The organism is Rhodococcus sp. ACS1, from assembly GCF_002300155.1.
In the GTDB taxonomy this organism is placed as follows: Bacteria; Actinomycetota; Actinomycetes; order Mycobacteriales; family Mycobacteriaceae; genus Rhodococcus_F; species Rhodococcus_F koreensis.
Map to the genome: position 1 here is coordinate 97,756 of NZ_NSDZ01000006.1, position 12,938 is coordinate 110,693.

12 protein-coding genes are annotated in these 12,938 nt (G+C 69.1%); 11 read left to right on the plus strand and 1 reads right to left on the minus strand.

Annotation, left to right across the window (positions count from 1 at the left end; genetic code table 11):
• Positions 1 to 77 precede the first annotated feature (77 nt).
• The 3 genes from CJ179_RS28985 to prcA are packed head-to-tail and all read left to right on the plus strand — an operon-like array spanning position 78 to position 1,929.
• A complete protein-coding gene (locus CJ179_RS28985) occupies positions 78 to 272 on the plus strand; it encodes a ubiquitin-like protein Pup (protein ID WP_005242990.1) in 195 nt (64 codons plus the stop codon).
• Positions 269 to 1,153 carry a proteasome subunit beta gene (gene prcB / locus CJ179_RS28990; RefSeq protein ID WP_072941723.1) on the plus strand — a complete coding sequence of 295 codons (885 nt, stop codon included), beginning with the start codon at positions 269 to 271 and terminating at the stop codon, positions 1,151 to 1,153. Before CJ179_RS28985 ends, prcB begins: the two co-directional genes overlap by 4 nt.
• The gene (prcA, locus tag CJ179_RS28995; RefSeq protein WP_095863683.1) at positions 1,150 to 1,929 is read left to right on the plus strand and encodes a proteasome subunit alpha; all 780 of its coding nucleotides are present in this window, start codon (positions 1,150 to 1,152) and stop codon (positions 1,927 to 1,929) included. Before prcB ends, prcA begins: the two co-directional genes overlap by 4 nt.
• Here the strand turns inward: prcA and CJ179_RS29000 are convergent.
• A complete protein-coding gene (locus CJ179_RS29000; protein WP_095863996.1) occupies positions 1,920 to 3,383 on the minus strand; it encodes a phosphatase PAP2 family protein in 1,464 nt (487 codons plus the stop codon). The genes prcA and CJ179_RS29000 overlap by 10 nt on opposite strands.
• Before the next feature lie 76 nt (positions 3,384 to 3,459).
• Between CJ179_RS29000 and pafA the strand changes: the two genes are divergently transcribed.
• From pafA to CJ179_RS29040, 8 genes are all read left to right on the plus strand, one after another.
• The gene (gene pafA, locus CJ179_RS29005; protein WP_012687833.1) at positions 3,460 to 4,818 is read left to right on the plus strand and encodes a Pup--protein ligase; all 1,359 of its coding nucleotides are present in this window, start codon (positions 3,460 to 3,462) and stop codon (positions 4,816 to 4,818) included.
• Positions 4,819 to 4,865: 47 nt separating this feature from the next.
• Positions 4,866 to 5,858 (plus strand): YafY family protein, encoded by a 993-nt coding sequence (locus CJ179_RS29010; protein WP_095863684.1) that lies wholly within the window; start codon positions 4,866 to 4,868, stop codon positions 5,856 to 5,858.
• Positions 5,855 to 6,835, plus strand: coding sequence for a YafY family protein (locus CJ179_RS29015; RefSeq protein ID WP_072941715.1), 981 nt, complete (start codon positions 5,855 to 5,857; stop codon positions 6,833 to 6,835). The genes CJ179_RS29010 and CJ179_RS29015 overlap by 4 nt, the downstream gene beginning before the upstream one ends.
• Positions 6,832 to 7,896 carry a 2-dehydropantoate 2-reductase gene (locus CJ179_RS29020; RefSeq protein WP_072941713.1) on the plus strand — a complete coding sequence of 355 codons (1,065 nt, stop codon included), beginning with the start codon at positions 6,832 to 6,834 and terminating at the stop codon, positions 7,894 to 7,896. The genes CJ179_RS29015 and CJ179_RS29020 overlap by 4 nt, the downstream gene beginning before the upstream one ends.
• A 72-nt stretch (positions 7,897 to 7,968) precedes the next feature.
• On the plus strand, positions 7,969 to 8,265 hold the full coding sequence (gene tatA, locus CJ179_RS29025; protein ID WP_072941710.1) for a Sec-independent protein translocase subunit TatA: 297 nt from the start codon (positions 7,969 to 7,971) through the stop codon (positions 8,263 to 8,265).
• 71 nt (positions 8,266 to 8,336) lie between these two features.
• Positions 8,337 to 9,377: a twin-arginine translocase subunit TatC gene (gene tatC, locus CJ179_RS29030; protein WP_095863685.1), complete on the plus strand. Its 1,041-nt coding sequence runs from the start codon at positions 8,337 to 8,339 to the stop codon at positions 9,375 to 9,377.
• Positions 9,378 to 9,395: 18 nt separating this feature from the next.
• Entirely contained in the window at positions 9,396 to 12,131 is a 2,736-nt protein-coding gene (locus CJ179_RS29035) for an RNA helicase (protein WP_095863997.1), read from the plus strand.
• Between the two features lie 102 nt (positions 12,132 to 12,233).
• Positions 12,234 to 12,920: a DUF4333 domain-containing protein gene (locus CJ179_RS29040; protein WP_072941705.1), complete on the plus strand. Its 687-nt coding sequence runs from the start codon at positions 12,234 to 12,236 to the stop codon at positions 12,918 to 12,920.
• Positions 12,921 to 12,938 lie beyond the last annotated feature (18 nt).

Sequence of the window (12,938 nt, forward strand, 5' to 3'; positions counted from 1 at the left end):
GGATGATGTAGTCAGACTGCTTGGCAGCACAGGACGCTCGGAAGAAGAGCTCCCTTCACACAAGGAGGTCGGCGGCGATGGCGCAAGAGCAGACCAAACGAACTGGCGGCGGCGACGAGGACGACACCCCGGGCGGTGACGGTGCGGCCGGTCAGGAACGTCGCGAAAAGCTGGCCGAGGACACCGACGACCTGCTCGACGAGATCGACGACGTGCTCGAGGAGAACGCCGAGGACTTCGTCCGGGCCTATGTCCAGAAGGGCGGCCAGTGACGGCGGATCGACCGGCATTGCGGACAGGCGACGGTGACACGAGACTCAGTTTCGGTTCGAATCTGAGCTCGTTCACCGAGTATCTGCGTGGTCACGCACCAGAATTGCTGCCGGAGAATCGGATCGGCCATCGTTCGCACTCGACACGGGGTGGTGACGGGATGGAGAGCGGTGATCTCGCACCGCACGGAACCACGATCGTGGCGCTCACCTACAAGGGTGGCGTCCTGCTGGCAGGCGACCGGCGCGCGACCCAGGGCAACCTGATCGCCAGCCGGGACGTCGAGAAGGTGTACGTCACCGACGAATACTCGGCGGCCGGTATCGCCGGCACCGCGGGCATCGCCATCGAACTGGTCCGCCTGTTCGCCGTCGAACTCGAGCACTACGAGAAGATCGAGGGCGTTCAGCTGACCTTCGACGGCAAGGCCAACCGCCTGGCGTCGATGGTGCGGGGCAACCTCGGGGCGGCGATGCAGGGTCTCGCGGTCGTCCCGCTGCTCGTCGGCTACGACCTCGACGCGGACGACGAGGCCCATGCGGGCCGCATCGTCTCGTACGACGTCGTCGGCGGCCGGTACGAGGAACGCGCCGGATACCACGCGGTCGGTTCGGGTTCGCTGTTCGCGAAGTCGGCACTGAAGAAGATCTACTCGCCGGACAGCGACGAGGAGACCGCCCTGCGGGCGGCCATCGAATCGCTGTACGACGCGGCCGACGACGACTCGGCCACCGGTGGGCCCGACTTGACCCGCGGCATCTACCCGACCGCGGTCACGATCACCCAGGCCGGTGCCGTACACGTGTCCGAGGAGACGACGTCCGAGTTGGCTCGGCGCATCGTCGCCGAGCGCACCGAACAAGGGGGGTCTGCGCGATGACCATGCCGTATTACGCCTCCGCCGAGCAGATCATGCGGGACCGCTCGGAATTGGCGCGCAAGGGAATTGCCCGCGGACGCAGCGTCGTGGTGCTCACGTTCCGCGATGGCGTGCTGTTCGTCGCCGAGAATCCCTCCACCGCGCTGCACAAGGTCAGCGAACTGTACGACCGGCTCGGCTTCGCGGCCGTCGGCAAGTACAACGAGTTCGAGAATCTGCGGCGCGCAGGGATCGTCCACGCCGACATGCGCGGTTACTCGTACGACCGCCGTGACGTGACGGGCCGATCGCTGGCCAACGCGTACGCGCAGACCCTGGGCACGATCTTCACCGAGCAACCCAAGCCGTACGAGGTGGAGATCTGCGTCGCGGAGGTCGGGCGCGTGGGCAGCCCGAAGGCTCCCCAGCTGTACCGCATCACCTACGACGGATCCATCGTCGACGAACAGCATTTCGTCGTGATGGGTGGCACGACCGAGCCGATCGCGACCGCCATGCGCGAGTCGTACCGTGCCGACCTCGACCTCGAGGCGGCGGTCGGTATCGCGGTCAACGCCCTACGTCAGGGCGGTGCCGGGGAGGGCGAGAAGCGGAACGTCGACGTGGCCAGCCTCGAGGTGGCCGTGCTCGATCAGTCCCGGCCGCGCCGCGCGTTCCGGCGGATCGCCGGACCCGCGCTCGAACAGCTGATCCCCGCAGAGCCTGCGGCCGCCTCGGAGCCCGCTCCGGAGTCGAAGCCGGACACCGAGACGAAGCCGGCCGACACTCAGGACTGAGGCCGGTACACCGCGATCGCTTCGGGCGCCGACCGGAAGTCGAAGCGCAGGGCGTCGGCGACCACTTCACCGTCGGTGGCCAGCGCAACCGGCGAGCCGTCCACGCGGACGGTGAGCCGGGGCACGAGGGATCGCACGTACACCCGGCTGCTTCCGAGCGTCCCGGTGGCGGCGGCGAACAGTAGCCGCGGCCGGGACGCTCGCCGGTCGGCCCGCACGTAGCGGACGTCGAGCAGTCCGCCGGTGATGGCGGGACGCGACATCGGAACCTGATCGCCGGGGGAATACCGACCGTTCCCCACGAACAACATCCACACCTTCACGGGCCTGCCGTCGATGGTGACGGCGAGCGGTGTTGCCGCGGAGAGAATCCGGATCATCGCCGCACAGGCCGCGGGCCACTTCCCGTACCGGGGCTGCCACTTCTCCCGCAGCCGCACCGCGTCGGGGTAGCCGCCGAGACTGGCGGTGTTGAGGAACGGGGCGGGTTCCTCGACATCGGTGTGGACGACGGCCTGGTCGACGAGAACCGCACGTCCGGTCTCGACGGCCTTCGCGGTGTCCGAGATGTCGGCGACGCCGGCGTCGCGCGCGAAGTGATTGAGTGTGCCGCCGGGGAACACCGCCAGCGGCAGCGAATGACGCGCCGCCGCGGACGCGACGGCGACCACGGTCCCGTCCCCACCGCACACCCCGAGTGCACGCGGATTCGTCTCGGCCACCCAGGCGTCGAGTTGCTCGGCGAAATCGTGGTCGGTGTCGAGGGCGCGCACGTGCGCGTTCGGGAGTGCGGTGGCGATCTCCTCACTGGGATCCACAGTGTCCGGCCCGGACTCCTGGTTCACCAGCACGAGCAGGCCCTCACCGCCCGGCAGCGCCGGCGCGTCGACCGCGCGGCCCAGTTCCGCCGGGTCCTCGGTGCGCACCGCCCACCAGCGGCGGGTTCCCGAAGCGACGGCCCCGCCCAGTATCAGCCCGGTGACGACGTCCGACGGCCAGTGCACGCCGTTGTGCACCCGGGAGTACGCGACCGCGGCCGCGAGGGGGGCGAGTGCGGCACCGGCCGCGGGCGATTCCAGGGCGACACCCGTGGTGAACGCCGCCGCCGACGCCGAATGTCCCGACGGGAAGGACGAGGACCGGGGGATCGGCACCCCGCGCAGCGCGTTCGTCCACGCGCGGGCGGGAGGGCGCCGCCGCGGGAACACCGGTTTGAGGATGCCGTTGGCGAGACCGCTCGCCATCGCGAGGGACAGCAGGCCCCGCACGGCACCGCGCCGGGCGCGTCCGCCGACCAGTCCCAGCAGCGCCGCCACGCACCACCACAAGACCCCCTTGTCGGCCGCGTGACTGAGGAAGCGCATCGCCCGGTCGACCTCGGAGGGGCGCAGATCTGCGCTGCGGCCGAACACGATTTCGTCGGCCCGGTGGATGCGGTGCAGGTGTCGGTTCACCGTCTCAGCGTAGGCGCGGAGTGTCGCCGGACGGTTTTCCCGCTCCGCCGGGTGATCGGCGTTGTACTCTCGAGGTGTGCAGCGACGAATCATGGGAATTGAGACAGAGTTCGGTGTGACCTGCACCTTCCATGGTCACAGGCGACTGAGCCCGGACGAGGTTGCGCGCTACCTGTTCCGGCGGGTGGTGTCGTGGGGCCGGAGTTCCAACGTGTTCCTCAGGAACGGTGCCCGCCTGTATCTGGACGTCGGCTCGCACCCCGAATACGCGACAGCCGAGTGCGACAACCTCATCCAGTTGGTCAACCACGACCGGGCGGGTGAGCGCGTCCTCGAGGAGTTGCTGATCGACGCCGAGCAGCGGCTCGCCGAGGAAGGCATCGGCGGCGACATCTACCTGTTCAAGAACAACACGGACTCGGCGGGTAATTCGTACGGCTGTCACGAGAACTTCCTCGTGGCGCGGGCCGGCGAATTCTCCCGGATCTCGGACGTGCTGCTCCCGTTCCTGGTGACGCGGCAGCTGATCTGCGGCGCCGGCAAGGTACTGCAGACGCCGAAGGCGGCCACGTTCTGCCTGTCGCAGCGCGCCGAGCACATCTGGGAGGGCGTGTCCTCGGCGACCACGCGGTCGCGGCCCATCATCAACACCCGCGACGAGCCGCACGCCGACGCGGAGAAGTACCGCCGCCTGCACGTGATCGTCGGCGATTCCAACATGTCCGAGTCCACCACGATGCTGAAGGTGGGCACGGCGGCGCTCGTGCTCGAGATGATCGAGGCCGGGGTGTCGTTCCGCGACTTCGCGCTCGACAACCCGATCCGCGCCATCCGCGAGGTCAGCCACGACGTCACCGGGCGCCGCCCGGTGCGGCTCGCAGGCGGCAGGCAGGCCAGCGCCCTCGACATCCAGCGGGAGTACCACGCCCGCGCCGTCGAACACCTGCAGAACCGCGACCCCGATCCGCAGGTCACGCAGGTGGTCGACCTGTGGGGCCGCATGCTGGACGCCGTCGAGACGCAGGATTTCGCAAAGGTCGACACGGAGATCGACTGGGTGATCAAGCGCAAGCTGTTCCAGCGCTACCAGGACCGGCACGGCTTCGAACTGGCCGACCCGAAGATCGCGCAACTCGATCTGGCGTACCACGACATCAAACGCGGTCGCGGCGTGTTCGACGTGCTGCAGCGCAAGGGTCTGGTGAAGCGGATCACCGAGGACGAGACCATCGAGGCCGCGGTGGACACTCCGCCGCAGACCACCCGGGCGAAGCTGCGCGGCGAATTCATCACCGCCGCGCAGGAGGCCGGACGCGACTTCACGGTCGACTGGGTGCATCTCAAGCTCAACGACCAGGCCCAGCGGACCGTGCTGTGCAAGGACCCGTTCCGGTCGGTCGACGAGCGGGTGGAGCGGCTGATTGCCTCGATGTAGCGGCGCTCGGGGAGTCCGTAACGGGCTCACCCACTAGGCTTCCCGGCGTGCCGACTTCCAAGATCGAGCGCTTGATGAACCTGGTGATCTGTTTGCTGTCCACCAGACAGTTCCTCACCGCCGAGAAGATTCGCGAGAGCGTTGCCGGGTACGCCGACTCCGCCAGCGACGAGGCGTTCAGCCGCATGTTCGAACGCGACAAGAACGAGTTGCGGGATCTCGGTGTTCCGCTCGAGACCGGGCAGGCGTCGCGGTTCTCGACGGTCGAGGGCTACCGGATCAACCGCAATGCGTACGAGCTCCCCGACATCGACCTCAGCCAGGAGGAGTCGGCGGCCGTCGCGGTGGCCGTTCAGCTGTGGGAGTCGCCGGAGTTGACGTCCGCGGCGCAGGGGGCGCTGCTCAAGCTGCGTGCGGCGGGTGTGCAGGTCGATCCGGATTCGGCGGCCACCCCGATCACGGCGGTGCCCGCCCGCACCCGCGGCTCCGAACCGGCGCTCGGCAAGCTGCTGGCGGCGGTCGACGCCGGCCGCGCCGTGCACTTCCCGCACCGCGGGGCTCTCAACGAGCCGTACACCGAACGCACCGTGGAACCGTGGGGTGTCGTCACCGCCCACGGCCGGTGGTACCTCGTCGGTCACGACGTCGACCGGGGAGCCGTCCGGACGTTCCGGCTGTCGCGGATCGGCGACGACGTGACGGAGTTCGGACCGTCGGGGGTCGTCCACAAACCCGCGGGCGTCGACCTCAGGGACATCGTCGACCGGGTCACCGGTTCGGGTGAGGTCACCGGCACCGCCACCGTGTGGGTGGCCGAGGGCCGAGCCCAGGAACTGCGCCGACTGGCGACCACCGCGGAGGAGAAGCGGGTGAACGAGCGCAGCGGCACCGTGCTCCGGATCCCCGTCCACTCCCGGGACTGGATCGCGCGGCTGGTCGCGGGTCACGGGGCGGACGCCCTGGTCCTCGATCCGCCGGAACTACGACACGAGGTGCTGACCAAGCTGAAGGACGCCGCAGGGGAAGGGGGGACGTCGTGAGCAACAGGCTGTCGTCGCGACTGTCCCGGCTCCTCAACCTGGTGCCGTATTTCATCGCGAACCCCGGGATGAGCGCCGCCGAGGCCGCCGCCGAACTGGGCGTCACCACCACACAGCTGATGTCCGACCTCAACCAGTTGTGGGTGTGCGGGCTGCCCGGCTACGGTCCCGGTGACCTCATCGACCTGTCGTTCTCCGAGGAGAGCATCGAGGTGACGTTCTCGGCGGGCATCGACCGTCCGCTGCGGTTGACGTCCACCGAGGCGACCGCCCTGCTGATTGCCCTGCGTTCGCTGGTGGAGTTGCCGGGCATGGTCGACCCGTCCGCCGCGCACAGTGCGATCGCGAAGATCGAGAACGCCGCGGGCACCGCGGCGGCCCGTGCGGCGGTGACGCCGGCGTCCGAGCGGGACGCGGTGGAGGACGTGCCGGAAGATCCCATCGCCGCCGCGGTGCGATCCGCACTCCATCGCCGGCGGGCCCTCCACTTGACGTACTACTCGGCGTCCCGGGACCGGGTCACCGAGCGCACTGTGGACCCGGTGCGGATCGTGCTGGTCGACAATCACAGCTATCTGCAGGCGTGGTGCCGGCAGGCCGAGGGGGTCCGGCTGTTCCGCCTCGACCGGATCGACGCCGCCACCGAACTGGACGAGCCGTCCACCCCGCCGGCGCAGGCGCTCGTGCGAGACTCCAACCTGGAGTTGTTCAGCGGCGACGCATCCCTTCCCCAGGCACGGTTGCACATCCGCGCCGACTGTGTGTGGGTGCTCGACTACTACCCGATGGATGTCGCCACGGTCGCCGCCGACGGTTCGGTCGAGGCGACCATGAGTTACGGGGCGCTGGAGTGGATGGCCCGGCTCGTGCTCGGGTTCGGTTCCGGAATCACCGTGCTCGAACCACCCGCTCTGGTCGACGAGGTGCGCCGCCGGGCCGTGGAGGCGCTGTCCGCGTACGAGGCTGTCGAGGCATGACCGGCGCCGCGCGTCCGCTGCGGATCAGTGTGTTCGGGGCGGGCAGCATCGGGTGCTATCTCGGGGGCCGGCTCGCCGCAGCCGGCGCCGAGGTGACCCTGATCGGCCGGGAGCGGGTCGGGACCGAGATCCGTGACCACGGGTTGCGGCTGACGGACCTGCACGGATCGGACATCCGCGTCGGTGCCCCCGACATCGCCTTCGACACCGGGGCCGCGTCGGCGGCCACCGCCGATCTCGTCGTCGTGTCGGTGAAGTCGGCGGGGACACCGGAGGCGGGTGCCACACTCGCGTCGGCGATCGGCCCCGGCACCGTCGTGGTCAGCGCCCAGAACGGGCTGGGCAACGCGGACACCCTGCGCGCCGCACTCCCGGAGCAGGTCGTTCTCGCGGCGATGGTGCCGTTCAACGTGGTGCACCGCGGCGACGGGCACTTTCACCAGGGTTCCGAGGGCGACCTCGAGATCGAGCAGCATCCGGCGGTGCGCGCATTCGCGCCGGTGTTCGACGACGCCGGACTGCCGCTGCACGCCCATGAGGACTTCCGTTCGGTGCAGTGGGCGAAGCTGCTGCTCAACCTGAACAACCCGGTCAACGCCCTGTCCGGTCTGCCGCTCCGCGAGGAGTTGTCGTGGCGGCCGTTCCGCCGGGCTCTCGCCTTGGCGCAGCGGGAAGCCCTCGCACTGCTGGCCGCCCGCGGTATCGCTGTCGCCAAGCTCACACCGCTGCCGCCGCAGTGGATTCCCCGGTTGCTGACCGTCCCGGACGGAGTGTTCCGGGTGGCGGGTAGTCGGATGCTGGCCATCGACCCGCACGCGCGGTCGTCGATGTGGGACGACCTCGAGGCGGGCAGGCGCACCGAAGTGGACTGGATCAGTGGGGAGATCGTGCGCCTGGCGGAGGCGTCGGGGACGGCCGCGCCGGTGAACGCGAGGCTGGTCGCACTGATCCGCGAGGCCGAGGCGGGCGGGAACCGGCAGTGGTCCGGGGACGCTTTGCTCGCCGATCTGCGCTCACAGCGGGGACCCAGGAAACCGGCAGGGAAACGGCAGCGCAACTAGCCGGTTTCGACCGAACCGGTGCCGTGTATGTCCGGTAGCATCAGGGTCACCTGATCTTTTGGAGGTTTCATCATGGGAGCCATGAGCCCCTGGCACTGGGCCATCGTCGCGCTGGTCGTCGTCATCCTGTTCGGTTCCAAGAAGCTGCCCGACGCGGCTCGTGGACTCGGCCGTTCGCTCCGCATCTTCAAGAGCGAGGTCAAGGAGATGCAGAACGACAACAGCACGCCGGCGCCCACCGCGCAGAGTGCGCCCCCCGCGCAGAGCGCGCCCGCCGAGCTGCCCGTGGCGGACACCACCACCGCACCGGTCACTCCTCCGGCGCCGGTGCAGCCGCAGTCGCAGCACACCGAGCCCAAGTCGGCGTAGCCCGAGCCGCCTGACAACCGGGGTGACTCTTCACCCCGGTTGACTGCTGACCAAGACTAGGGCGAACAACAGTGCGAATTCCGTTCGATCCGCGCCACAGCAAGCGGAGGACCAACCCCGACGGCACGATGTCGTTGGTCGATCACCTCTACGAGCTGCGCACGCGACTGCTCCTGTCGGTGCTGGCCATCGTGGTCACCACCGCGGTGGGCTTCTTCTGGTACTCCCACGAGATCTTCGGCATCGAGAGTCTCGGCGAACTCCTGCGTGGGCCGTACTGTTCGCTGCCGGAGTCGAGTCGCGCCGACCTGAGCCACGACGGGTCGTGCCGACTTCTCGCGACCGGACCGTTCGAGCAGTTCATGCTCCGCTTCAAAGTCGCGTTCACGGCGGGCGTCGTCCTCGCCTGCCCCATCTGGCTGTACCAACTGTGGGCGTTCATCACCCCCGGCTTGTACGCGAAGGAACGCCGCTACGCGATCGGCTTCGTGGTGTCCGGCGCGGCGCTGTTCATGGCCGGCGCCGTTCTGGCGTACGTGGTCGTCGCGAAGGCCCTGCATTTCCTGCTGACGATCGGCGACAACGTCCAGATCACCGCACTCGGCGGCGCGGAGTACTTCGGGTTCATCATCAACCTGCTGATCATCTTCGGCGTCAGCTTCGAGATCCCGCTGCTCATCGTCGCCCTGAACTTCGTCGGCATCCTGTCCTACGCGAAGCTCAAGGCGTGGCGCCGCGGCCTGATCTTCGCCCTCTTCGTGTTCGCCGCGATCGCCACACCCGGTCAGGACCCGTTCTCGATGCTCGCGCTCGCGTTCGCGTTGACGCTGCTGTTCGAGATCGCCGTGCAGATCGCCCGCGTCAACGACCGCCGCAAGGCTCGTCGCACGGAGCAGGAGTGGGGTGCCCTCGACGACGACGAGGCGTCGACGATCGCGGCGCCGTCGGACCTGAACGAGTCGTTCGACGTGGCCGCCACCGCGGTCCCCGAGCCCGCGGGCCGGTTCCGTCGTTCCCGCAAGTCCGGGAAGTCCGGTGCTGCGAACAAGAACGACGACGCGAGCACGACCGGCAGCAACACACCGGGTCAGGACTTCTCCGACACCCTGTGACAATCTGACGGGGTGGCAGTGACAACAGGTGACAGGACCGGCGGCACCGAACTCGATGTGTTCTCGGCGCAGCTCGGTTTCGTGCTCGACCCCTTCCAGATCAACGCCTGCCGCGCGCTCGAGGGCGGCCACGGCGTCCTCGTCTGCGCCCCGACCGGCGCGGGAAAGACGGTGGTCGGCGAATTCGCCGTGCACCTGGCGCTCGCGGCCGGTCGCAAGTGCTTCTACACCACACCGATCAAGGCGCTGAGCAATCAGAAGTACGCGGAACTGGTGCGACGCTACGGCAAGGACACCGTCGGGCTGCTGACCGGAGATTCGAGCATCAACTCGGACGCCCCGGTGGTCGTGATGACCACCGAGGTGTTGCGGAACATGCTGTACGCCGATTCCGCCGCGCTGCGCGGGTTGTCGCACGTCGTCATGGACGAGGTGCACTTCCTGGCCGACCGGTTCCGTGGGGCGGTGTGGGAAGAGGTGATCCTGCACCTGTCCGAGGACGTCCGGCTCGTCAGTCTGTCGGCGACCGTCAGCAACGCCGAGGAGTTCGGTGCGTGGATGGAGACGGTGCGCGGCGACACCACCGTGGTGGTCGACGAGAACCGCCCGATCCCGCTGTGGCAGCACATCATGGTCGGAAAGCGGCTGTTCGACCTGTTCGACACGAGGGCGCGCAGCGGGGACGCCCGCAAGGATCTGGTGGTCGACCAGGATCTGGTGCGTCACGTCAAGCAGCGGCAGGCCCTCGAACGGGCCGACTCGTGGGAGTCGCGGGGCAGGGGACGACGCGGCGGCGGCCGCGGGTACTCCAGCGATTTCCGGCCGCTGCCCCGGCCGGAAGTGATCTCCCGCCTCGACGACGAGGGGCTCCTCCCGGCGATCACGTTCATCTTCAGCCGGGCCGGGTGCGACGCCGCGCTGGCCCAGTGCCTGCGATCCCGACTCGATCTGACGACGCCGGAGCAGGTCGCCGAGATCCGGACCATCGTCGACGCCCACACCGGCGAACTGCCGAAGGCCGATCTGGAGGTCCTCGGGTACTGGGAATGGCGCAAGGCGCTCGAACGTGGCCTCGCCGCGCACCACGCGGGGATGTTGCCCGCGTTCCGGCAGACGGTAGAGGAGTTGTTCGTCAAGGGACTGGTCCGGGCCGTGTTCGCCACCGAGACGCTGGCGCTCGGCATCAACATGCCCGCCCGCACCGTCGTCCTCGAACGCCTCGTCAAGTACAACGGCGAGGCTCACGCCGAACTCACCCCGGGGGAGTACACCCAGCTCACGGGCCGGGCGGGACGTCGCGGCATCGACGTCGAGGGTCACGCGGTGGTCCTGTGGCAGCCCGGGGTGGAACCGGTGGACGTCGCCGGGCTGGCGTCCACCCGCACGTTCCCGCTGCGCAGTTCGTTCCGTCCCGGCTACAACATGACTATCAACCTGGTCGACCGCATGGGTGCGGCGGAATCGCGGGCCATGCTCGAGCGGTCGTTCGCCCAGTTCCAGGCCGACCGGTCGGTGGTCGGCCTGACGCGCGGCATCGAACGCAACGAGGCCGCGCTCACCACGCTCAGCGAACGGCTCGGCGGCGAGGACGGCGAGTACTTCGAGTACGCGCGGCTGCGGGAGGAACTGAGCAGCCGGGAACGATCGCTCGAACGCGCAGGCCGGACCGAACGCCGGGACGCCGCCGTCGCGTCGCTCGTCGCCCTGCGGCGCGGCGACGTGATCGCGATCCCCGTGGGACGGCACTCCGGTCTGGCGGTGGTGCTGGAACCGGACCGGGATCCGACGGACCCGAAGCCGTTGATCCTCACCGAGGCGAAGTGGGCGGGCCGGGTGTCGGCGGGCGACTTCCCCGAGCCGGCACGGTCTTTGGGATCGATGCGGTTGCCGCGACGCTTCGATCACCACACGGCCCGGGTGCGACGCGATCTGGCATCGGCGTTGCGCAGCACCGGAATCGTCGCCCCGGGCCGGCGGAAGCGGAAGAAGTCGGGTGCGGCCGGAGACGACGCCGAGATCGCGCGGCTGCGGCGCGCGATCCGGCAGCATCCGTGCCACAGCTGGCCCGACCGCGAGCAGCTGAGCCGGATCGGTGAGCGCTACAACCGGCTGGCCCGCGAGACGGAGACGATGCGGCAGAAGGTCGCCGCCACGACGAACTCGTTGGCGCGCACGTTCGATCGGATCCTGTCGCTGCTCGCCGAGCGCGACTACGTCTCGGCGGGTGAGCACCCCGATGCCACCGAGCACGGCACCCGGTTGAGCCGGATCTATTGCGAGAGCGACCTCTTGGTGGCCGAGTGCCTCCGGCAGGGTGTGTGGAAGGGGCTCGGGCCCGCGGAACTCGCCGCCGTCGCGTCCGCTGTGATCTTCGAATCGCGCCGCGAGGGGGACACAGTCGAGAGCGGCGGTCCGGGAGCGCTGCGGCACGCCCTCGACGAGACCGTGCGGGTGTGGCGGGAACTGCGGGCGGACGAGATTCGGCACAAGCTGCCGCCCACCCGTGAACCGGACTTCGGCTTCGCCGCCGCGATCTACCACTGGGCCAGCGACAATTCGCTCGTCGAGGCGCTGATCGCGGCGGGAGACCAGGGGCGCGCGCTGTCCGCCGGCGACTTCGTGCGGTGGTGCCGACAGGTGATCGACCTCCTCGAGCAGGTCCGTTCGACGTCGCCCGATCCGGAGGTCGGCAAGGCGGCGAGTCGTGCGGTCGCGGCGATCCGTCGCGGCGTTGTCGCCGTGGATGCTGCGTGACCCGACGCCGTGTGGTTGGATTCGCACGCCGTCCGAGGGCCCGAATCCGATGGTGGGGCGTTACGGTAGGTACAAAACTTGACACGTGAGCGGGAGGCGACGATGAGCGGCCCTTACGGACCGAACGACCCGAACGGGCAATGGGCCCAGGGACAGCAACCGGGCCAGGGTAATCCTGACCAGACCGGCGGCCAGTACGGCGCGCCGCAGTACGGTCAGCAGCCGCCCGCCCAGCCGTGGGGTCAGCAACCGGGTCAGCCTCAGCAGCCCGGGCAGCCGCAGTGGGGTCAGCAGCCCGGACAGCCGCAGTGGGGTCAGCAGCCGCAGCCCGGTCAGCTCGGACAGCCGGGTCCGGGGCAGTGGGGCCAGCAGCCTCAGCAGCCCGGGCAGCCGCAGTGGGGTCAGCAACCGGGTCAGCCGCAGCAGTGGGGGCCGGCCCCCGGCCAGCAGCAGTGGGGTCAGCCTCCGTCCTCGGGGAAATCGAAGCTGCCGTTGATCATCGGCGGTGTGGTGGCACTGCTGGTGATCGTGGGTATCGCTCTGGTGCTGGCGTTCACGGTGTTCGGCACGGACACTCTCGATCAGAAGGCGGCGGAGGACGGTGTCGAGCGCATCGTCACCGATTCGTACGGCGCCGAGAACGTGTCCGGTGTCACCTGCCCCTCGGGTCAGGAAGTGAAGAAGGGCAACAGTTTCACGTGCAGCCTCACCGTCGACGGTGAGAAGAAGCAGGTCACTCTCACCTTCACCGACGACAAGGGCACGTATGAGGTGAGCCGCCCCAGCTAGGCGGCGGCCCACCCGGCC